At 66.3% G+C, this 18,695-nt stretch carries 19 protein-coding genes; 13 read left to right on the forward strand and 6 right to left on the reverse strand.

What is annotated here, in order from left to right; genetic code table 11:
• Positions 1–190 precede the first annotated feature (190 nt).
• Together AC5P74_RS02145 and AC5P74_RS02150 are read left to right on the forward strand one after the other, a co-directional pair.
• On the forward strand, positions 191–832 hold the full coding sequence (locus AC5P74_RS02145) for a hypothetical protein (protein ID WP_253136099.1): 642 nt from the start codon (positions 191–193) through the stop codon (positions 830–832).
• Positions 833–893: 61 nt separating this feature from the next.
• A complete protein-coding gene (locus AC5P74_RS02150; protein ID WP_346607383.1) occupies positions 894–2,669 on the forward strand; it encodes a serine hydrolase domain-containing protein in 1,776 nt (591 codons plus the stop codon).
• A gap of 18 nt (positions 2,670–2,687) precedes the next feature.
• Here AC5P74_RS02150 and AC5P74_RS02155 read toward each other — a convergent pair whose 3' ends face one another.
• Complete coding sequence (locus tag AC5P74_RS02155; protein ID WP_019660763.1) at positions 2,688–3,080, reverse strand: DoxX family protein; 393 nt, start codon at positions 3,078–3,080, stop codon at positions 2,688–2,690.
• Positions 3,081–3,198: 118 nt separating this feature from the next.
• On the opposite strand from AC5P74_RS02155, the gene AC5P74_RS02160 reads away from it, so the two are divergent.
• Positions 3,199–3,618, forward strand: coding sequence for an H-NS histone family protein (locus AC5P74_RS02160; protein ID WP_053497010.1), 420 nt, complete (start codon positions 3,199–3,201; stop codon positions 3,616–3,618).
• 49 nt (positions 3,619–3,667) lie between these two features.
• On the forward strand, positions 3,668–4,075 hold the full coding sequence (locus AC5P74_RS02165; RefSeq protein ID WP_188217765.1) for a hypothetical protein: 408 nt from the start codon (positions 3,668–3,670) through the stop codon (positions 4,073–4,075).
• Positions 4,076–4,098: 23 nt separating this feature from the next.
• On the opposite strand, the gene AC5P74_RS02170 is transcribed toward AC5P74_RS02165, so the two are convergent.
• Positions 4,099–4,740: a glutathione S-transferase family protein gene (locus tag AC5P74_RS02170; protein ID WP_065179797.1), complete on the reverse strand. Its 642-nt coding sequence runs from the start codon at positions 4,738–4,740 to the stop codon at positions 4,099–4,101.
• 464 nt (positions 4,741–5,204) lie between these two features.
• On the opposite strand from AC5P74_RS02170, the gene AC5P74_RS02175 reads away from it, so the two are divergent.
• Together AC5P74_RS02175 and cml are read left to right on the forward strand one after the other, a co-directional pair.
• Complete coding sequence (locus AC5P74_RS02175; protein WP_005419568.1) at positions 5,205–5,657, forward strand: PA2169 family four-helix-bundle protein; 453 nt, start codon at positions 5,205–5,207, stop codon at positions 5,655–5,657.
• Positions 5,658–5,910: 253 nt separating this feature from the next.
• Positions 5,911–7,098 carry a CmlA/FloR family chloramphenicol efflux MFS transporter gene (gene cml, locus AC5P74_RS02180; RefSeq protein WP_235642190.1) on the forward strand — a complete coding sequence of 396 codons (1,188 nt, stop codon included), beginning with the start codon at positions 5,911–5,913 and terminating at the stop codon, positions 7,096–7,098.
• Between the two features lie 69 nt (positions 7,099–7,167).
• Here cml and AC5P74_RS02185 read toward each other — a convergent pair whose 3' ends face one another.
• Positions 7,168–10,518 (reverse strand): autotransporter domain-containing protein, encoded by a 3,351-nt coding sequence (locus AC5P74_RS02185; RefSeq protein ID WP_346607384.1) that lies wholly within the window; start codon positions 10,516–10,518, stop codon positions 7,168–7,170.
• Between the two features lie 174 nt (positions 10,519–10,692).
• Between AC5P74_RS02185 and AC5P74_RS02190 the strand changes: the two genes are divergently transcribed.
• The 3 genes from AC5P74_RS02190 to AC5P74_RS02200 all read left to right on the forward strand — a co-directional run bounded on the left by AC5P74_RS02190 (position 10,693) and on the right by AC5P74_RS02200 (position 11,958).
• Positions 10,693–11,211 carry an SLOG cluster 4 domain-containing protein gene (locus AC5P74_RS02190; RefSeq protein WP_032954557.1) on the forward strand — a complete coding sequence of 173 codons (519 nt, stop codon included), beginning with the start codon at positions 10,693–10,695 and terminating at the stop codon, positions 11,209–11,211.
• Between the two features lie 91 nt (positions 11,212–11,302).
• Positions 11,303–11,503 (forward strand): hypothetical protein, encoded by a 201-nt coding sequence (locus AC5P74_RS02195; RefSeq protein WP_005419561.1) that lies wholly within the window; start codon positions 11,303–11,305, stop codon positions 11,501–11,503.
• A 104-nt stretch (positions 11,504–11,607) separates the two neighbouring features.
• Complete coding sequence (locus tag AC5P74_RS02200) at positions 11,608–11,958, forward strand: VOC family protein (protein WP_206619988.1); 351 nt, start codon at positions 11,608–11,610, stop codon at positions 11,956–11,958.
• 126 nt (positions 11,959–12,084) lie between these two features.
• Here AC5P74_RS02200 and AC5P74_RS02205 read toward each other — a convergent pair whose 3' ends face one another.
• Positions 12,085–12,387 (reverse strand): KGG domain-containing protein, encoded by a 303-nt coding sequence (locus AC5P74_RS02205; RefSeq protein WP_005419559.1) that lies wholly within the window; start codon positions 12,385–12,387, stop codon positions 12,085–12,087.
• Between the two features lie 273 nt (positions 12,388–12,660).
• A complete protein-coding gene (locus AC5P74_RS02210; RefSeq protein ID WP_005419558.1) occupies positions 12,661–13,125 on the reverse strand; it encodes a MarR family winged helix-turn-helix transcriptional regulator in 465 nt (154 codons plus the stop codon).
• Positions 13,126–13,175: 50 nt separating this feature from the next.
• Between AC5P74_RS02210 and AC5P74_RS02215 the strand changes: the two genes are divergently transcribed.
• The 3 genes from AC5P74_RS02215 (at position 13,176) to AC5P74_RS02225 (ending at position 17,823) form a co-directional block, all read left to right on the forward strand.
• A complete protein-coding gene (locus tag AC5P74_RS02215; RefSeq protein WP_171958250.1) occupies positions 13,176–14,087 on the forward strand; it encodes a S41 family peptidase in 912 nt (303 codons plus the stop codon).
• Positions 14,088–14,185: 98 nt separating this feature from the next.
• Entirely contained in the window at positions 14,186–15,079 is an 894-nt protein-coding gene (locus AC5P74_RS02220; RefSeq protein ID WP_005419556.1) for an NAD-dependent epimerase/dehydratase family protein, read from the forward strand.
• 212 nt (positions 15,080–15,291) lie between these two features.
• Positions 15,292–17,823, forward strand: coding sequence for a methyl-accepting chemotaxis protein (locus AC5P74_RS02225; RefSeq protein ID WP_346607385.1), 2,532 nt, complete (start codon positions 15,292–15,294; stop codon positions 17,821–17,823).
• Between the two features lie 77 nt (positions 17,824–17,900).
• On the opposite strand, the gene AC5P74_RS02230 is transcribed toward AC5P74_RS02225, so the two are convergent.
• Positions 17,901–18,287: a DUF2628 domain-containing protein gene (locus AC5P74_RS02230; protein WP_005419554.1), complete on the reverse strand. Its 387-nt coding sequence runs from the start codon at positions 18,285–18,287 to the stop codon at positions 17,901–17,903.
• A 214-nt stretch (positions 18,288–18,501) separates the two neighbouring features.
• On the opposite strand from AC5P74_RS02230, the gene AC5P74_RS02235 reads away from it, so the two are divergent.
• Positions 18,502–18,672, forward strand: coding sequence for a hypothetical protein (locus AC5P74_RS02235; RefSeq protein ID WP_005419553.1), 171 nt, complete (start codon positions 18,502–18,504; stop codon positions 18,670–18,672).
• Positions 18,673–18,695 lie beyond the last annotated feature (23 nt).

An 18,695-nucleotide genomic window follows, 5' to 3' on the forward strand; every position in this document is an offset into this window, starting at 1 on the left:
GTGGTTTACGGCTGGAAGGTCTGTGGAGGCGCGTGGAAGCGCTGTAGAGGTCCCATAACCCGTCGATTCCAGATTCGAATCGTGATGGGCCCCCACGCGACCTCGCACGACCTGTTGCAGATCTCATTGCCCCCGCCCCCCGCGCGCCCCGCAGCGTCGGTACCATCTGATCCGCACACAGGGATCGACCATGCCCAGCACCGAAACGCCGGTGGAGGACTTCACCACCGAAATCGAAGACAGCCGGCACCTGTTCGCCTGGTGCCTGGTCCACCATGGCCAGGTGCCCGAGGCGCAGGCGCTCGAACAGGCACGGAAGCGCTATCCCGACCAGAGCCCCGGCCGCGAATACGAACACGCGCTGATCTTCCACGACGAGCCCTGGCACTGGGCGATGCTGCACATGAAGGGCGAAGGGTATTGGCAGCAGCACCCGGAACTGGCGGAGCCGTCGCTGGACTACGAAGCCGAATCGGACGCACTGTGCCTGGCCCGCGGTGAGCAGGTGCCACTGCTGGATGAGGACGAGTACCTGGGCGCGCTCGCGCATGCACGCCACATGCGTGCATGGACGCTGGTCCATCAGGCGGGTCGTTCGCCGGATCAAGCGCGCCAGGAGGCGCTTGGTCACTACGTGTATCATCCGCGCCATCATCGCAGACGACTTCAGGTTCACGATCCGCGTGACGGCTGGTGCCATGTGATGAGCGCATTGCATGGCAACGACTACTGGGCGCGACCAGAGCTGCGGGAACCGCCACAGGCCTATTGGAGCGAGTCCCGCGCCTTTGTTTCGGCGCAGGGAATCCGCTTGCCGGACCCTCCGGGCTGAGGCCTGCTCAGCCAGCGAAGGCGCAGCTCCATCGATCACCGCACTCTGTGCCGAATGACACATGCCCTGCCATTTCTGCTGGCGGGAAGATGGCGGCATCCTGAAGTGGAGTGATCTGATGCCTGTTACGCTCAGTCGTCGCACCTTCCTGGCCAATGCCGCGGCTGTTCCGGCGGCCACGCTCATTCCCACCGGTGTTGCCACCCCGGTGCGGCCAAGCGTCACCACCGCGAGCCTGATCGACGCGGAACGCGGCGTGATCCGCTCGGCCATGGACGGCAGCGGCATCGGTGCCGCTGCCGTCTGCCTGGTCGAAGGCGGGCAGGTGCGCTGGACTGAAGGCTTCGGTCACGTATCAGGCCAGGGCAGCGTGCCCGTAGACGCCAGCACGATGTTCAGCATCCAGTCCACCTCGAAGAACTTCGCGGCGGTGGCGGTGCTGTTGGCCGTGCAGGACGGCATCCTTGATCTGGACGCGCCCATTACCCGCTATCTGCCGTCGTTCACGGTGCGCAGCCGCTTCGAGCAAGCTCCACAGGAGCGCATCAGCCTGCGCCTGCTGCTTGCCAATCGCGCGGGATTCACGCACGAGGCGCCCCTGGGCAACAACTACGAACCGGCGTCGCCGGGCTTTGATGCGCACGTCCGCAGCATCTCGCAGACATGGCTGCGCTTTCCGGTGGGTACGCGCTATCGCTACTCCAACCTGGGCTTCGACCTTGCCGGTCATGTCCTTGAGCAGGTTGCGGGCATCAGCTATCCGGCCTGGCTGCAGCGCCGGATCTTCGAGCCGCTGGGAATGCACGACAGTACGGCCGATGCGTCGGTCTACCTGGCAAGCAAGGTGCGGGCACTGGGAACCCAGGAAGGCCATACGCAGGTACCGCCGGTGACGCCGCTGGTGGTGTCGGGAGGCGTGTGGACCAGTGCCGCCGACATGGCGAAGTATCTTGGCTTCCTGCTCGGTGGCGGCCGATCCGGTGCGCAGCAACTGCTTGAGCCCCGTCTCTGGGACGAGATGCATGGTTTCGGCCTGGGCGGCGACTACGGGCTCGGTGTCATGCGCAGCGAACGCCTCTACGGCAGTACACCGGTGCGGCTGCTGCACCACCGCGGCGGGGGCTTCGGATTCGGGTGCGTGTTCACCTACTGCAGGCAGGCAAACGCTGGATTTGCCGCGATGTTCAATCGCGCGACGTCTGCGGGGTACGGCATCGGCGAGCGTCTGCTCGATCAGCTGTTGTCGGCGCGTTTCGGGCCCCGTCAGCCGCGTGTGCCCCTATCAAGCCTGGCGCCGATCAGGTTGAACCAGGACCAGATGCAGCAGATGGCGGGAAGCTGGATCGGGCGCAGCGGCAAGGCGAAGATCGGGGTTGCCGGAAACGGGGAGCTGCAACTGCATCGAGGGGCGCACGCCGAGGGTACCCGCTTTGCGGCCATCGACGGCGATCAACTTTTCACTGTGGACACCGATGGAGAGGTTGCGACGTACCGTTACCATGCGGCGACGGACATGCTGCCGGCGTACCTGGAATGCAGCAACGGCGAGGATGGCCTGGACCAGAACGATCCCATCGATGGGCCCACCGGGCCGCAGGCGCCCCATTGGCAACCCTGGCTGGGACGCTATCGCGTTGACCAATGGGGCAAACCATCGATGTTCGTTGTGCTGGAGCAACGACACGGCTGGCTGTACATCGATGGCATCCGCCTGGTTGCTGAGGTGGAGCCAGGATTGTTGTTCACCAGCGATGGCGAAGCGGTGGATTTTCGCGGCTCCCAGCCGACATGGCGCAACCTGCGCCTGCGGCGCGTCGCGCCCATGGGCCAGGGGTGATGGCGGCATGCCGCGCGCTCATCCGCGCCGCCCACGCCCATCGATGCTGTAACGTCCCGCCCCGGTGCACGCCAGCAGCAGGAAGCCGCCGGCGAGGCCCAGGTTCTTCAGGAACATGATCTGCTGGGTCTGATCGGCGAAGTTGTGGTGGAAGATGAAAGCGGTGACCAGGCTGAAGCCTGCGAGCACGACCGCCACCAGCCGGGTCTGGAAGCCGAGCAGGATGCACAGGCCGCTGCCGATTTCGAAGGCGATGGTCGGCCAGAGCAGGATGCCGGGAACTCCCATTGCCTCCATGTAGCCCTGGGTACCACTGAGATCGCCGAGCTTGCCCAGCCCGGAGACCAGGAACAGGGCCATCAGCAGGATGCGTGCAAGCAGGTAGGCGAGCGAATGCGATGAAGTGCTCACGTCGAGGTCCTCGGAGATGGCCGACGCAGGCGATCGGAGCCCACCGGCGGTGAAGCCCGTGTCTACGCGCCGGGCAGGGCGCCTTGACAGCTGCCGCGCTGCAGTAGACCTTTCCCGCATGACGATCGATATTGAATCGCTCAGCCTTCGCGAGCTGGGTGCCCTGGTGGTTGCCGCTGAACGGCGGAAACAGCTGATTTCCAGCCGCCGTCCGGCCAGTGCGGTGCGGCGGATGCTGAAGGCCGCCGCCGCCGAAGCCGGCTACACCCTTGAAGAACTCTTTGGCGGCCAAGCCTCGGAAACACCTGCGCCGGCCCGAAAAGCCGTCCGCCGTAAATCCGGCAAAGTCGCGCCCAAGTATCGCGACCCGGAATACAAGCGCCTGACCTGGACCGGTCGCGGGCGCATGCCGCGCTGGTTGGCGTCCAAGGTGTCGATGGGCCACAAGGTCACCGATTTCCTGATTCCTGGCTTGGCCAGGCCGACCGCTGGCAAGACCAGCACCATCGGCAAGCGGACCGTCATCAAGAAGGGATGACGCTGCAGCACTGCTACCCTGCCCGGGTCTTTCAACCAAGGAGCACGGGATGGCACACGAGAGTGGCATGACGATCACGCCGAAAGTCCTGCACGCCGCCGCAGTGGCGGGCATGTTGGTCAGCCTGCTGGCCTGGGCGGTGGAATGGAGCGGGATGGCCTATGTCTGCCCGTACTGCCGCGTGCAGCGCACGGTCATCGGCGTGCTCGGCCTGCTGACGCTGTTCGCGCGCCCGGGGAGCCTCATCGTGCCCTGGTTGTCGTACACCGCGGGTGGCTTCGCGTTCGTGGTGGCAGCGATGCAGCACTTCAACGGTTGGAAACGCATTTCCGCAGGCGACTTCAGTTTCAATGAGCAGTGGTACATCGACCCGTGGCTGCTGTCAGGCTGCGCGATGCTGATCCTGGTGGCGCAGCTGATGCTGGTGCAGGCCGCCTGCCGGCGCAGCTTGCGCTGAGTGTTTCCACGCATGGCGTGGAACTACCCGTTCTGGAATACCGCCAGCTGCGCGGCGAAGGCGCGCTGGTAGGCGGGCCGCTGCGTCGCGCGGGCCACATAGGCGGCCACCGTCGGATACTCGTCGAGCAGCCCGCTGCTCTTCAGGCGCAGCAGCACCGAGACCATCATCAGGTCGCCCACGCTGAAATCGCCGTCCAGCCACGGCGCCTTGGCCAGCCATGTCGACAGTTGCGCCAGTCGCGCCCGAACCCGCTCATCCAGCATCGGCAGCCGCTGTGCGTACCACGGCTGCTCGCGCTCCAGCACCCAGGCCATGGAGCGCTCAACGATGGGGGGTTCCACCGTGTTCAGCGCAGCGAACATCCACATGATCGCGCGCATGCGGGCGTCCGGATCGCGCGGCAGCAGGCCGGGGTGCTGTTCGGCCAGATGCAGGACGATGGCGCCGGATTCGAACAGGGTCCGGTCGCCCTCCTGCCAGGTCGGAATCTGCCCGAACGGATTGCGTGCCAGGTGTACGGGCTGCTTCATCTCGGTGAAGGTGAGCAGTTGTACGTCATAGGCTACCGACAGTTCCTCCAGTGCCCAGCGCACGCGCATGTCACGGGCCAGGCCCTGGCCGCGGTCGGGGGAGGTGGCGAAGGCGGTGAGGATGGGAGGCATGGGGTCCGCAATCAAGGAGGGCTTTGATGATCTGACGAGCGAGTGTGCCGGAAATCGACATGGGTGCCGGTGCTCTGCACGTCGCCTGCACGTGTCCTGCACGCACGCACCGTCGCCGATCCATCAGTCTGCCGGGGTCATCCGCAGAGACAGGTAGCAGGCATGAATACTCCCGGAAAACCGAAACCCAGTTGGCGCCAGAGAAACGTGCTGATGGGAGCGCTCGCCGCAGTCCTGGTGATCGTGCTGATCATCCTTTTCGTACCTTGGTGAGCCTGCCCGGGCTCGCTCGATGTGATCCACGCGCCACTGTGGCGTGAAGCAGTCAGTGCGGGTTGGGTGACGTGATGTGCGTATCAATCGCTGCTCACCCGGGAACCACACAAGCATGTCCACAGTGGATACGCAGGCAGCGCAGTCGAAGCTGCTTTTCTCCCCTGAAACGAAGATACAGGAGCAACGCCATGAGCACCCAGTCCACCATCGAACATCGCCTCAACGACCTGATCGAGATCGCTCGTGACGGCAAGTCGTTCTATGAAGAAGCGGCGACCAAGGTGAAGGATGCCGAGCTGTCGGCCTTGTTCACCCGCATCGCCGGCGTCAAGGGCCGCATCGTCGCGGCGCTGAGTGGTTCGGTGGCTGCCAGCGGCGGCAAGCCGGCCGAGCATGGCACCGTGGTGGGTTCGATGCAGCAGTTCTACGGCAAGGTGCGTGCAGCCTTCGGTGACACCAACTATGGCTATGTGGCCGAGCTGGAAGAGTCGGAGGACCGCCTGCTGGGCGCGTTCAAGGACGTGCTGAAGGACAACGAGCTGCCGCCGGCGGTACGCCAGGAAGTCACCCAGCTGTTGCCGGAAGTGCAGGAATGCCACAACGTGATGCGCGCGCGCAAGCATGCGATGAAGGCGGCCTGACGATCAGCGGCGTCCCACTCCCCAGGGACGCCGCGGCCGGGGCGGCACCGCTGCCCCGGCCACCCTGAATCGGTCGCTGCTACACTCTTGCCGGTTCCGCACTGCCAACAATGAGCACCATGAACAACGGGAACGGTCCGCAGACAGTTCGCTGAGCCGCAACAACGATGCAGACGTTGTTGCGGTGAACATCCCTGCGATGCATGCGAAGTGGATGGATCACCGCCGGACTCACTCTGGGCGGAGACTCCCCATGTTCAATCCACAGGCTCCGCGTTGGACCCATACCCTGCCATCGGCCATTGCGCTGATGGCGCCGTTCGACCTCCTGGCCTCGCTGGCCATGGATATCTATCTACCTGTAGTGCCCTTGATGCCCGGCGCGTTGGGAACATCGCCTGCGCGGGTGCAATTGACGCTGAGCATCTACCTGCTGGTGCTCGGCGTCGGCCAACTGCTGTTCGGCCCGTTGTCCGACCGGATCGGGCGCCGCCCCGTGCTGTTGCTGGGGGCGCTGCTGTTCACCGTTGCCTCGTTTGCGCTGGCGCTGTCCAGCAATAGCGGGTTCTTCCTGGCCTGGCGCACAGTGCAGGCGATTGGCGCGTCGGCTGCGCTGGTAGCGACGTTTGCCACCGTCCGCGACGTATACGCGGATACGCCGCAGGGGGCGTCCTTGTATGGACTGTTCGCTTCGATGCTGGCCTTCGTGCCGGCACTGGGGCCGATGCTGGGTGCACTGGTGGCTGCGGCAGCAGGCTGGCGTGCGATCTTCGTGCTGCTGGGTGTGCTTGGCCTGGTCGCCGTCCTGCGCGCGCAACGCCTGTGGCAGGAAACCCGACCCGCAGGGCGCAGGGACGCTGGACCGGCACTGCAGAAAATTCTTCGCAGTGGTGCCTTCTGGGTCTACACGCTGGGATTCAGTGCCGCGATGGGCACGTTCTTCGTGTTCTTCTCGATCGCACCGCGCGTGCTGGTCGAGCGCATGCAGTACTCCCAGATCACCTTCAGCCTGGCGTTCGCGACGGTGGCACTGGTGATGATCCTCATGTCGCGCATGGCGAAGACGTTCATCGCGCGCTGGGCGGTGCCTGGCACATTCGTGCGTGGCCTGTGCGTGATGGTGGCGGGTGTGTTGTTGATGGCGCTCGCTGCGGAGTTGCCACTGTCATTCGCCAGCGTCGTGCTGCCCATGTGGGGCATCGCGGTGGGGCTGGTGATGGTGGTTTCGGTGGCTGCCAACGGCGCGTTGAGTGAGTTTGCCGATGCGTCGGGTATGGCGGTGGCGCTCTACTACGCGATGCAGAGCCTGATCGTGGCCTGCTTCGGAACACTGGCTACGGTGCTGCTGCCGGGCGATACGGTATGGCCGCTGGTGGCCTATGGGCTGTTGCTGCCAGTGGCCAGCCTGGTCGCCGCGGCGATGTTGCGCGGCTGCCGCTAGCCTCGGCCGGTGATAAAAAAGGGCGGCCATCAGGCCGCCCCAATCCTTCATGAGAACACGTGATGGGAACTAGAAGCGCACCGACCAGCGCACATTCGCACTGTGGTCGCGGCTTTCACTGCCGTACTGGCCGCTGTAGCCCAGTTCCAGCTGCTGGCGCTCGGTCAGCCACGCCGACAGGCCCAGTTCGGCCACCACCGCGTTGTCGGCGATCGGCGCGCCGTTGACCGCAAACGTCGTGCTTCCGTTGGCGAAGGCCAGGTTGGCGACCTGGCTGCGATCACCGGAAGCGCGGCGATAGCCGACGCCACCGCGCAGGTGCAGCCAGCTCTCCTGCTGGAACGAAGCCTTCAGTCCCTTGTCGAAGCGCAGGCCGGCAGTGGCAATCGTGGTTCCGGTATCGTCCACCTTGCCCTGCAGTGCCGCTGCTCCACCGCGTTCGTTGACGCGCTTGAGGTCCACTTCGACACGTGCGACCTGCAGGTAGGGCTCCAGCCCGGCTTCCGGGCCACCGAAGCGGTAGCCGGCTTCGATGAAGGCCTGGCGGGTGCGGGCGTCGTAGCGCGCGCTCAGGCTGTCGCTGAAGCCTGCGAAGGCGACATCACGCGTACTCTTCACCTCGTGCTTGCTCCACGCCACACCACCGCGCAGGCCGAAACCGCCCCAGTTGTGGCTGGCGTAGGCACCGAAGTGGGTGTTGTCGATCTTCGACTTGGCGCGACGCGCCTGCTGCTTCACGTCGGTGCGGCCCGTGCCGGCCAACACGCCGACCTGCCAGCCGGAGAACTCGCGGTCGATGCCGACCAGCAGGCCGTTGCTGTTGGCTTCGGTGCGGGCAGTGTTGACGTCACCGTCCAGCTTGCTGTTGCCACCGATGGCCTGCACCCATGCACCCGTCGCGTCACCCACGTCGCTACCGGGTGCGGCGGCGCCGGCACGGCGTGACAACGCGGCATCGCGCACGTAGCGGCTGCCCTCGATCAGGGCGATGGCCGTGGCCGGATGCAGCTCGCCGCTGAGGCCGTCGAGCACGCCTCCGACCTGCTGCGGGAACAGTTGCGTCAGTGGTTTGGGCAGACCCTGGGCGATCGGCAGCAGGTCGGCGGCCGCTGCCACTGCACGCTGGTTGGGCGTGTTGGCAGCCGTGGTCAGTGAAGCGCCACGGGCGACGTCGATGCGCGTGCCGTTGGTACCGTAGGCCAGGCTGAACTGCAGGAACGGGGAGAACGCGCTGAAGTCGGTCTTGGCGAACTGGCCGTTGACGCCTCCGTCGGCACGCAGGAAGTTGAACTGCTCGCCGAGGTAGTACACGCCCGGCTCCGGCAGCGCGACCAGCGTGCCGCCAAGGGTGGCGGTGCCGGTCACGTGCAACTGGTCACTGCGGCCACCCGGGGCCAGCTCGGCGGCATAGACGCCAGTGGCGCTCTGCACGTAGTTGCCGTTGATGGTCAGCGTGCCGATCGAGTTGCCTGGCGCGATGATGCCGTCCACGCGGGTATTGCCGAGCGTGCCGACGCCCTTCAGCAGGCCATTGGCGCCGACCGTGGTGGTGCCGCCGGTCTGCGTGCCGTTGAAGGACACCACGCCGCCGTTGATCACCAGGTTGCTGTTGTTCAGCACGCCGCTGGCGCTGACCGTGCTCACGCCACCGGTAGTGGTCAGTGCGGTGGAGACCAGGCTGCCGTTGAGCAGCAACTGGCCACCCTGTACTTCGACTGCCGAGGTGAGGGTGTTGGTGCCGTTCAATTCCAGCGTACCGTCCTGCAGTACCGCGCCGTTGAAGCTGTTGTTGCCGCTCAGGCGCAGCCAGCCGATACCGGATTTGGTCAGCTTGCCAGGGCCACCGATGTCGTTGGTCCAGTTGTCCCAGGCATCGCCTTCCCAGACTTTCAGGCCGCCGGCTTTCTGGTTCATCACCACATTGGTGTCCACGCGCAGCGAGCCATAGCCTTCGATGGCCTTCTTCAGATCCACCATGCCCCAGCCGTAGATCGGATCGATGCCCGCTGCACCCAGGTCGCGTGCGGTGGTCAGCAGCACGTCGCGGACCTGGGCGTTGTCCAGATAGGGGAAGCGCTCCATCAGCAGGCCGAGCGCGCCGGTGATGTGCGGCGCCGCCATCGATGTGCCCGTCTTGGTGCCATAGACATACTGGGTGTTCTCGCTGTCGATGATCAGCCGCACGTAGGCGGAGGTGTTCTCGATGCGGCCCTGGATATCCCCGGAAACGATGGTGCTGACGATGTCGGTGCCGGGTGCCGAGATGCACCAGTTGGCGGCAACGCCACAGATGCTGGAACTTCCATCGATCACGTAGTCCGTTTCGCCCGCAGCGGCGTTGGGCCGGCGGACGTTGGCCACGGCCAGCCAGTACGGTTCCAGTTCGGGCTTCCAGCGCGGCATGGCGGCCGTGATTCCGGCGACGGCGCCGCTGCCGTTGCCAGCCGACCAGACCTGGATGAGGGTGGAGCCCGGGGTATCGCCATTGCTGGCGTAGATGCTGCCGTACACGCCGTAGTCGGCACCGATGTTGGCGTACTGCTGGTCCAGCGCGGCGGCGGTCATGTTGCGCGTGGAGATGCCCCAGCTGTGGTTGATGGCACGCACGCCCTGCGCCTGGATCTGTGCATACATGTCCAGCGTGGCGGCGTCATCCGGATCGGTGCGGTACACCGCGCGCGGACGATAGTAGTTGTCCGGATCCAGGCGCCACTCATAGTAGGTGTCGCCGAACACGCGGGCGGCGGTGAGATCCGCACCAAAGGCCACGCCATGCATGCCGGTGCCATTGCGGTTTGCGCCGATGGTGCCAAGCACATGCGTTCCGTGGTCGGCGTAGCTGAAGCCATAGGGCTGGCCGGCCGCGATCAGGCGTGCCGCGAGCGCGGCCGGAACGCCGGCACCGAGGCCATAGTAGTTGTAGCCGGGCTGTTCGCCGCGGGTCTGCCCGCAGGCACCGGTCCCGGCGACCACACCCGGCGTCGCGCAGTCGGCACCGATGGTGATGCTGGAGGTATTGCGTCCTGCAAACTCCGGATGCGCCAGTGCGGACCCCGAGTCGAACAGCGCCAGGCGCACACCCTTGCCGGTCAGGCCGCGTGCATAGGCGTAGTCCGCGCCCATCGCACCCAGGCCCCAATCGGCGTTGAACTCATCGCTGCGCCAGCTGGCCGGATCGCCCGGGTTGCCAAGAACGGCGGTGCTGCTGGCGGCAGGTGCAGCGGCCGTCGCTGCGGGTGCAGCGTTGGCAGCAGGCTGCGCCCATGCAGCCTGCATCTGGCGCTGCTGCTGCCAGGCTTCGAGTGATTCGCTGGCCATGGCCGGCAGTGCAGCGGCCAGCAGCAGCGAGCTGGCGACGGCAAGCGCCAGCGGGCGGTGCGACAGGGAGCGGGACGAACGGCCGTACAGCGGGTGATTCATCGGACAACTTCCTTGGTTGACGGACATCAAGGCCGTTAACGCAAAGGCATGGCGATATCCCCCAGTAATGTGAAGGGATTTTTATGAACGTGTTAATGTTTTGTGATCGGTGCACGACGTGGCTCCGCCGGGCCGGGCACCGCGACCTTTCTTTCCGAGGCCTTGGAGCCGTCCATGCGTAACGCATTGCGTAAACCACAGTTGGCGATACTGGGTAGTGCCGATCCTGGCAGCGACGCGTTCGAGCGCGCAGCTGAAGCAGGGCGTTTCCTGGCCGTGCAGGGCATCACGCTGGTCAGCGGCTGTGGCAGTGCCGCTACGCGGGTAGCTGCCGAGCAGGCAGTAGCCGCCGGTGGTCAGGTGCTCAGCGTGATCCCGGAAAGCGGCATGCCGGCAGCCGATTGGCCCGCCACGGTGGTGGTGCCCTGTGGCATGGGCGATGCGCGCAACCTGATCATGGCCCTGGCCGGTGATGCCTGCATCGTGATCGGCGGGCGCGCCGGCACGATCTCGGAGGTTTGCCTGGCCTGGCTGCACAAGCGGCCGCTGCTGCCGCTGGTGGGGGCCGGTGGCTGGTCCGATGCGCTGCCGGACAACCCGCCGGACGAGCGCGGCAATTCGCCGATCCTGCCGTGGCGCAACATTGATGAGCTGGCCGGACAGCTGCGTGTGCTGGGGTTGCTGCACCGCTGAGTCGAGCGGCATCGGCCTTCACCCAGCGTCCCGTGTGCAGCGCTAAGGTGGCCCGGCCTGGGCTCACCAGGCTTATCAAGGAGCGATGTCGATGCGTACTTTCAGGAAAGTGATCGCCGGTGTTGTGTTCGCGTTGGCCTGCAGCGGCTCGGTGGCCGTGGCCGGACCGGTCCAGCCCTGCGATCTGCCTTGCTGGAAGGCTTACCAGGCATGTGTGTCCGGTGGTGGTGATGCCATGGAATGCCAGTACGAATACGATCGATGTGTCATGGAGCGCTGCGGCGCGGTGTAAGCCCAGCCATGCTCGGCTGAAGACGGGCCTCGTCCGTGACGAGGCTCTTCTGTTCGTGCGCAAGGTCGGGCAGTCTCGACACGTTCTTCCTGGTGGAGTGGAACATGGCCGTCAAGCGTGTCGTCGCCAACATCGCCACGCCCGATCCCGCGCGTGCCGCTGCGTTCTATGGCGAGCTGCTCGGCATGCCGGTGGTGATGGACCATGGCTGGATCGTCACCCATGGCGGGCAGAGCAGTGCGGTGGCGCAGGTCAGCTTCGCCAGTGAAGGAGGCTCGGGCACGCCGGTGCCGGACCTGTCGATCGAAGTGGACAATCTGCAGGACGTGCTGCAGCGCATGCGCGCGGCCGGCATCGCGCTGGAATATGGCCCGGCCGACGAACCCTGGGGCGTGCGGCGCTTCTTCGTCCGCGATCCGTTCGGTCGGCTGTTGAACATCCTCGCCCACGCCTGAGCGGTGGATGGTGCCTCAGCCACGCCTGACGGTGCGCGCGGGACGATGACCGTCTAACGGCGTGCTGGCCCTGCTCGCGGCATTCGGGCTGCTCCGGTAGCACAGGCGCGCCTGAACGCGCCGCGGTCAGCCCTGCTGGCGTTGTGGACCGTCCCTCGTTGGCGTCGCTTCGGCCGCTTGCCGCTGCTGCCGTGCATTGGCGTGGCGAGCGTGCCCGCCTTCGCGGCCGATCGCTGCCATGTGCTGGCGGTTGCGGCTGATCGCCTCGCCGCCCTTGCGGCCGGCCACGCGTGCCTCGGCCGGGCTGAACTCATGTGCATTGCCGGACGCATGCGCGGCGCGTCCTCCCTTTGCGGCGATCGCGCGCTGCTTGTCCTGGTCCATCGAGGCGAAGCCACGATGGGAAGTGCCGTGGTGCTGGCCGGCCATGGGAAGGCTCCCGTTGCATGGAAGGGAAGCTCATCCTTGCCGGTGCCCGGCTAACGGAGTGTCCGCACCGGTGCGGCTGCCTTCACGCCGCACCGTACTGCTTTTCACGGCGCAGGTACGCTGCTGCGCGCGCCGCCCTGCGTGGCTAGGACGAACTGCACCCTTCACCTGGGCCGGACAGCCGGCCGCGCAGTGCGCACGCTGGAGCTGCGCCTGGGCAACGGCGGCTGGACCTTCCTCAGCGAAATCGAAATGGCCGCAGAGCAGAAGGCTTCAGGGCCGGCGGGCGTCCTGCAGGCGCTGCGCGAAGGGCCGCTGCGCGAGCGCTGCAAGGGCGTCGCGCAGTACCTGCTCCAGCGGCTGCCCCAGATCGGCATCGAGGCTGCGCGCCGCTACGGCAGTGGCCTGCCATTGCGCCTGCAGCGCAGGCATCGCGCGCTGTGCGCGGGGGCTCAACTGCAGGATGCGTTCACGTCCGTCGTCGCCGCTGGACGCGTGCAACCAACCATCACGCACCATCGCCGCCGCGGTCTGGCTGAGCGCCGAATGGCTGAGCCCGCAGGCCGATGCCAGGTCCTTGATCCGGCAGGGGCCCTGCGCCATCAGCGTGCGCAGCACCGGCGTGTAGCGGGGCCGGTAGTCCAGTTGCAGGTCCCGGTAGGCCTGCTCGACCGCCGGGTCCAGCTGGTCGAGCAGGGCGCGCAGCAACGTGCCGAGCGTGGCGTGTTGGAGATCCATGACCAGGATGATATATAAGCGCTTATATATCTTCAACGCGGAGGTGGTTGATGACCGTGTCCTGGATGCTCGCTGCGTTGCTGGCAGCGGCCTGCCCGGCGCAGGACGGAGTGCTGCGCGCGGCGGCCACCGCCGTGCAGGCGCAGTACCTTGACGAGGCGGCCGGCGCCCGTATCGCCGATGCCCTGCGCACCTGGTCGGTGCAGCAGCGCTATGCGGACAGCTGTTCGGATCCGGTTGCGTTCAGCGCACGCCTGAACCAGGACCTGGACATGTTCGATGGCCACTTCCACGTTGAACGCGTGGACGCAGCGGCCGGCCAGGACGATTGGTTGATGGCCTGGCGCGCCGATGCCCGCAGCAATGGTGCCGGCGTGCGCGAGGTGCGGGTGATGGAGGGCAACATTGGCTACCTGCGCCTGAGTACCTTCTATCCGCTGGATCTGGCGCGCCCGAAGTTCGCTGCGGCCCTTTCCCTGCTGGCCGACACCGATGGCCTGGTGCTGGATCTGCGCCAGAACGGGGGCGGCGACGATGCAAGTGCCGACCTGCTGGTACGCACGCTGCTGGACGCGAAGATCGACGCGGTGCAGCAGCTGGACCAGCGCGGCCGGCGCACGCCGGTACCGCTGCCGCCTGCCAGCCTGCCTGCGTACCTGAAACCGCTGGTGGTGCTGATCGACCGCCGCACCGGTTCGGCGGCCGAGTTCGTCGCCTATTCGCTGCAGGCACTGGGCCGCGCGCGGATTGTCGGCACGCGCAGTGGCGGTGCCGCGCATATGTTTGGTGATCCTGTGCTGCTGCCTGATGGCTATCAGATCAGTATTCCCGACCGGCAACCCATCAATCTGCGTACCGGTGGAAACTGGGAACGTACTGGCGTGAGGCCCGATGTGGCCGGCGGCGACGATCCGCTGTTCATCGCGCGGCAACTGCTGGCGCCTGCGAAGTCGTCAAGATGAACGCACGATTGCATGGCTGTCCTATCGCGGATGCGCGATTGCATGCCTAGAATCGAAGCATCCCGGTAGTTCCCGGGCGCTTCGAGTGAATGGACTCAATGAAGATTCTGTTGACCGGCAGTTCCGGCCGCATCGGGCGCGCGATCTTCGGTGCGTTGGCGGCCGCCCACGAAGTGGTGGGGCTGGACCGCAGTCCGTTTGCCACCACGCGCATCATTGCCGATGTCAGCGATCGGCAGGCCGTCGCGCGCGCGGTGCAGGGCATGGATGCGGTCATCCATACCGCGGCCCTGCATGCCCCGCATGTCGGCCTGGTGCCGGATGCGGTGTTTCAGCAGATCAACGTGGAGGCCACCGCACACCTGCTGCAGGCTGCACGCGAAGCAGGAGCACGGCGCTTCGTGCTGACCAGCACCACTGCGTTGTATGGCCATGCCGTGGTGGCCGGTGGCTGCCGTTGGATCGACGAAGACACCGAGCCGCTGCCGCGCACGATCTACCACCGTACCAAGCTGCAGGCAGAGACCCTGGCCGAAGCCGCCGCCACGCCGGGCTTCAGCGTTCGCGTGCTGCGCATGGGCCGGTGTTTCCCGGAACCGCCCGAACGGATGGCGATGTTCCGCCTGCATCGCGGCATCGACGCCCGCGATGTGGCCAGCGCACATGCTGCACTGCTGCTCGACGAAGGCGCCCCGTTCGCGCGCTACCTCGCCTGTGCGCCGACGCCGTTCCGGCGCGAGGACTGCCTGGAGCTGGCCACGCACCCGCGCAGCGTGCTGGCCCGTCGCGCGCCGCAACTGCTGGCCGAGTTCGAACGCCGTGGTTGGCCGCTGCCATTGAGCATCGACCGTGTCTACGACAGTGCCCGCCTGCGCAGCGAGCTGGGCTGGCAACCGTGCTTCGGGCCGGACGACGTGCTGCAGCAGTATGCCGTCGGCAGCATCGAGGTACTGCCGCGGGCACAGTGGATCAAGGACCGCGTGGCCGAGTGAGGGCATCGCGAGGGGGGGGGCGCTGAGCCGAGCCTGAGCGGATTCAGGAATGTGCAGGCCGCCCGCCTCAACCTCGCTGGCGGGCGGCCGCTAACCCAGTGCGCTTCCAGCGCCGGGCGCGCCCCGGCGGCCGGTGGCCTGCGCGACGGATCGCGCGCCTGCGCGGTGCCCTCGTGGTGCCGGTCGTCCTGAACTGCCTTGCGGACCCTCCCATGTCTTCTTCCCGCTCTGCCACTGCCCAACGCCCAGGCAGCATCGCCCACAAGTTGATGCTGGGCACCGCCGTGATCGCGCTGCTGTGCTTCGGCCTGACCGCCTTCCTGATCTACCGGCAGGCCAGCGCCAGTCTGATCAGCGCCTCGCGCCAGACCATGACCAGCGAGGCCAACGCCGAGGCGCGCCAGGTGGCGGCTGATCTGGGCACCGCTTTCGCCAGCAATGACGCCATGGTCGAGGCCGTGCTGGCCCAGCGTGCCCGTGGTGACATACCCGACCGCGCCAGCCTGGCGGCGGTGCTCGGCGAACAGCTGCGTGCTCATCCTCAATGGCTGGGCAAGAGCACCATGTGGGAGGCCGATGCCTTCGACGGCAAGGATGCGGAGTTCGTCAATACCGAAGCACACGATGCCACCGGCCGCTACATGAGCTACTGGGCCTGGCAGGACGGCAAACCGCAGCAGTCGGTGATGACCGACTACACCGAGACTGCCAGCGGTTCCGGTGACTGGTACATGGTGCCCAGCCGCGACAAGTTGCCCAAGGTCAGCGAACCCTATGCCTATGACATCGCCGGGCAGCAGGTGTTGATGAGCACGTTGAGCACGCCGATCATCGAGAACGACAGGTTCCTCGGTGTATTCACCGTCGACTTCTCGCTGGCAGCGCTGCAGAAGCACCTGGCAACGCTGAAGCCGATGGGGGCTGGCCGCGTCGAACTGCTGTCGCCGAAGGGCGTGGTGCTGGCCTCGGCCAATGCCGCCGAGATCGGCAAGCCGCGCAACGATGCCCTGACCCGCACCATGCTGGCCGACATCGCCGCCGACCGTCCGTTCGAGGCCTTCAGCCCCGATGCGGCCGGCAATGTACGCGTGTATGTGCCGCTGCGCGTGGGCGACGCCCCGCAACGCTTCGCGCTGGGCGTGGTGATGCCGCATGCGGTGATCGTGTCTGAGGCACGCCAGCTGCTATGGCTGACCCTGCTGGTCGGCGTGATCGCCGCGCTGACCCTCAGCGCCGGTGTCTACGTGCTGCTGCGCCGCTTGGCGATCCGCCCGTTGGCCGAAGCGGTGCGCGTGGCCGGTGATGTCGCCGCCGGCAAGCTGGACAGCACGCTGCCGGCGCGCAGCAACGACGAAGTGGGGCGCCTGCTGGACGCGATGCAGGGCATGCGTGGGCAGTTGCAGTCGGTGATGGCTGCGCAGGCCGAAATGGCGCGCCGCCACGATGCCGGTGAACTCAGCTATCGCATGGATGCTGCGGCCTTCCCGGGCGAGTACGGCCGCATGGTGGCCGACAGCAACCAGCTGGTGGCCTCCAGCAATGCGGTCACCCAGCGCCTGGTTGAAGTGATGCAGCGCTATGCCGTTGGCGACCTCAGCGTGGACATGGAAGCGCTACCGGGCGAGAAGGCGGTGTTCACTGCCGCAATGGCGACCACCAAGCGCAACCTGGCTGCGATCAACGAGCAGATCCAGCAGCTGGCCGCCGCCGCCGCCGCCGGTGACTTCGCCGTGCGCGGTGATGCACTGCGCTTCGACCATGATTTCCGCCGCATGGTGGAGACGCTGAACACAATGATGCAGGTCAGCGACCACAACCTGGCGGCACTGTCGTCGCTGCTGCGCGCGATCGCCGCCGGTGACCTCAGTGCCCGCATGCAGGGCGACTTCCACGGCGTGTTTGCGGTGATGCGCGACGATGCCAACAGCACCGTGCAGCAGCTGACCCAGATCGTCGGCCAGATCCAGCAGTCGGCGGCCAGCATCCGCTTGGCCGCCGGTGAGATCGCCGCCGGCAACAGCGACCTGTCGCGCCGCACCGAACAGCAGGCCGCCAACCTGGAAGAAACCGCCGCGTCGATGGAAGAACTGACCTCCACCGTGCGCCAGAATGCCGACCATGCGCTGCAAGCAAACACGCTGGCCGGTTCCGCAGCGGGCGTGGCCAGCGAAGGCGGCCAGGTGGTCAGCCAGGTGGTGCACACCATGGAGCAGATCGAGGCGTCTTCGCAGCGTATCGCCGAGATCATCTCCGTGATCGATGGCATCGCGTTCCAGACCAACATCCTGGCGTTGAACGCGGCAGTGGAAGCGGCGCGCGCCGGTGAACAGGGCCGTGGCTTCGCAGTGGTGGCCAGTGAAGTGCGGGCGCTGGCACAGCGCTCGGCGGGTGCTGCAAAGGAGATCAAGGAGCTGATCGACGCCTCGGTGGCCCAGGTCGGTGCCGGTGCGCAGCTGGTGCACGGTGCGGGGCGTACCATGCAGGACATCGTCGGTCAGGTCGGCCGGGTCAACGAAATCATGGCCGAGATCTCGGCCGCGTCGCGCGAACAGTCGGCCGGCATCGAGCAGGTCAACCAGACCGTGGTGCAGATGGACGAAACCACTCAGCAGAACGCCGCGCTGGTGGAGGAAGCCAGTGCCGCCGCCCGTGCGATGGAGGAGCAGGCCGAGCAGCTGGCGGTGGCGGTGTCGCGCTTCCGCCTGCAGGCCGAGCCGGAGGGCATGGCCCGCCGCGCGGCCTGATGCCGGAAACGAAGACGCCCGGCGGGTGCCGGGCGTCGGTTGCATCCTTGCCGCGCATCCTGCGCAGGTCTGATGGCTCAGAACATTCCTTCAAACGGGTTCCAGCTGGCGCGTCCTTCCACCTTCTCCAGGTAGTAGCTGTAGTTGGTGCTGGAGGCGACCAGCAGGTTCATGGCGATGAACAGCATGCGCCCGACGACATCCGGCAGGAACATGGTGACGATGGCCAGCGCGATGTTGATGCCGATCACCACCAGTGCCTTGCGCCACATGCCGAGAATCAGCAGGTAGATGGCACCGAAGAACAACGCGAAGAAGTTCAGGTTGATCTTCAGGCGGTCACCAAAGGACAGTGCCTTCCAGGCCTGCTTGAAGCCGGGGTTCTTGGGGGCGCCGTGCTGGCGGAAGAAGTTGAAGCGGAACTGCCACTTCGGGCTGAACTGGGACAGGTCAGTGGTATTCATTGGGATACATCCCTGTGAGAAAACGTTTTCATGATAGGACAAGTCCTATTCAGGGTCCAAGCGCTAGCGTCAAGAATGTGACGCCTGCCTTGTTCGCGCGCCTGCGGCCAAGCGCCGCGCCGTCACCCGCCCGCCTTGTTTTTAGGATAGGGTGCGCAGTTCCGCTGCCGCACCGGCTGAACCCGTGCGGCGGCGGGATGTCCATGGAGGTTGCATGACCACACCTGCTACACCGGAAAACGCACCGGGACCGGTGCTCCTGCCGACACCTGAAGTGGTGCAGGCACAACAACTGCTCGCACGCCAGCAACTGGCGGTGGCGATGGACCGTGCGCGCACGGCCGCCACGCGGGATGCGGCACCGGCCGCGCTGGAAAGCGAGTAACCCGCAACACCGTCGATCGCGCT

Source organism: Stenotrophomonas sp. YJH_SMC_94-11 (assembly GCF_059370435.1).

What these genes read in the sequence shown, in the direction of transcription:
- AC5P74_RS02145 (WP_253136099.1), top strand. Translation starts at nt 191, where the DNA reads ATGCCCAGCACCGAAACGCCGGTGGAGGACTTCACCACCGAAATCGAA.
- AC5P74_RS02150 (WP_346607383.1), top strand. Translation starts at nt 894, where the DNA reads ATGCCCTGCCATTTCTGCTGGCGGGAAGATGGCGGCATCCTGAAGTGG.
- AC5P74_RS02160 (WP_053497010.1), top strand. Translation starts at nt 3,199, where the DNA reads ATGACGATCGATATTGAATCGCTCAGCCTTCGCGAGCTGGGTGCCCTG.
- AC5P74_RS02165 (WP_188217765.1), top strand. Translation starts at nt 3,668, where the DNA reads ATGGCACACGAGAGTGGCATGACGATCACGCCGAAAGTCCTGCACGCC.
- AC5P74_RS02170 (WP_065179797.1), bottom strand. Translation starts at nt 4,740, where the DNA reads ATGCCTCCCATCCTCACCGCCTTCGCCACCTCCCCCGACCGCGGCCAG.
- AC5P74_RS02175 (WP_005419568.1), top strand. Translation starts at nt 5,205, where the DNA reads ATGAGCACCCAGTCCACCATCGAACATCGCCTCAACGACCTGATCGAG.
- cml (WP_235642190.1), top strand. Translation starts at nt 5,911, where the DNA reads ATGTTCAATCCACAGGCTCCGCGTTGGACCCATACCCTGCCATCGGCC.
- AC5P74_RS02185 (WP_346607384.1), bottom strand. Translation starts at nt 10,518, where the DNA reads ATGAATCACCCGCTGTACGGCCGTTCGTCCCGCTCCCTGTCGCACCGC.
- AC5P74_RS02190 (WP_032954557.1), top strand. Translation starts at nt 10,693, where the DNA reads ATGCGTAACGCATTGCGTAAACCACAGTTGGCGATACTGGGTAGTGCC.
- AC5P74_RS02195 (WP_005419561.1), top strand. Translation starts at nt 11,303, where the DNA reads ATGCGTACTTTCAGGAAAGTGATCGCCGGTGTTGTGTTCGCGTTGGCC.
- AC5P74_RS02200 (WP_206619988.1), top strand. Translation starts at nt 11,608, where the DNA reads ATGGCCGTCAAGCGTGTCGTCGCCAACATCGCCACGCCCGATCCCGCG.
- AC5P74_RS02205 (WP_005419559.1), bottom strand. Translation starts at nt 12,387, where the DNA reads ATGGCCGGCCAGCACCACGGCACTTCCCATCGTGGCTTCGCCTCGATG.
- AC5P74_RS02210 (WP_005419558.1), bottom strand. Translation starts at nt 13,125, where the DNA reads ATGGATCTCCAACACGCCACGCTCGGCACGTTGCTGCGCGCCCTGCTC.
- AC5P74_RS02215 (WP_171958250.1), top strand. Translation starts at nt 13,176, where the DNA reads ATGACCGTGTCCTGGATGCTCGCTGCGTTGCTGGCAGCGGCCTGCCCG.
- AC5P74_RS02220 (WP_005419556.1), top strand. Translation starts at nt 14,186, where the DNA reads ATGAAGATTCTGTTGACCGGCAGTTCCGGCCGCATCGGGCGCGCGATC.
- AC5P74_RS02225 (WP_346607385.1), top strand. Translation starts at nt 15,292, where the DNA reads ATGTCTTCTTCCCGCTCTGCCACTGCCCAACGCCCAGGCAGCATCGCC.
- AC5P74_RS02230 (WP_005419554.1), bottom strand. Translation starts at nt 18,287, where the DNA reads ATGAATACCACTGACCTGTCCCAGTTCAGCCCGAAGTGGCAGTTCCGC.
- AC5P74_RS02235 (WP_005419553.1), top strand. Translation starts at nt 18,502, where the DNA reads ATGACCACACCTGCTACACCGGAAAACGCACCGGGACCGGTGCTCCTG.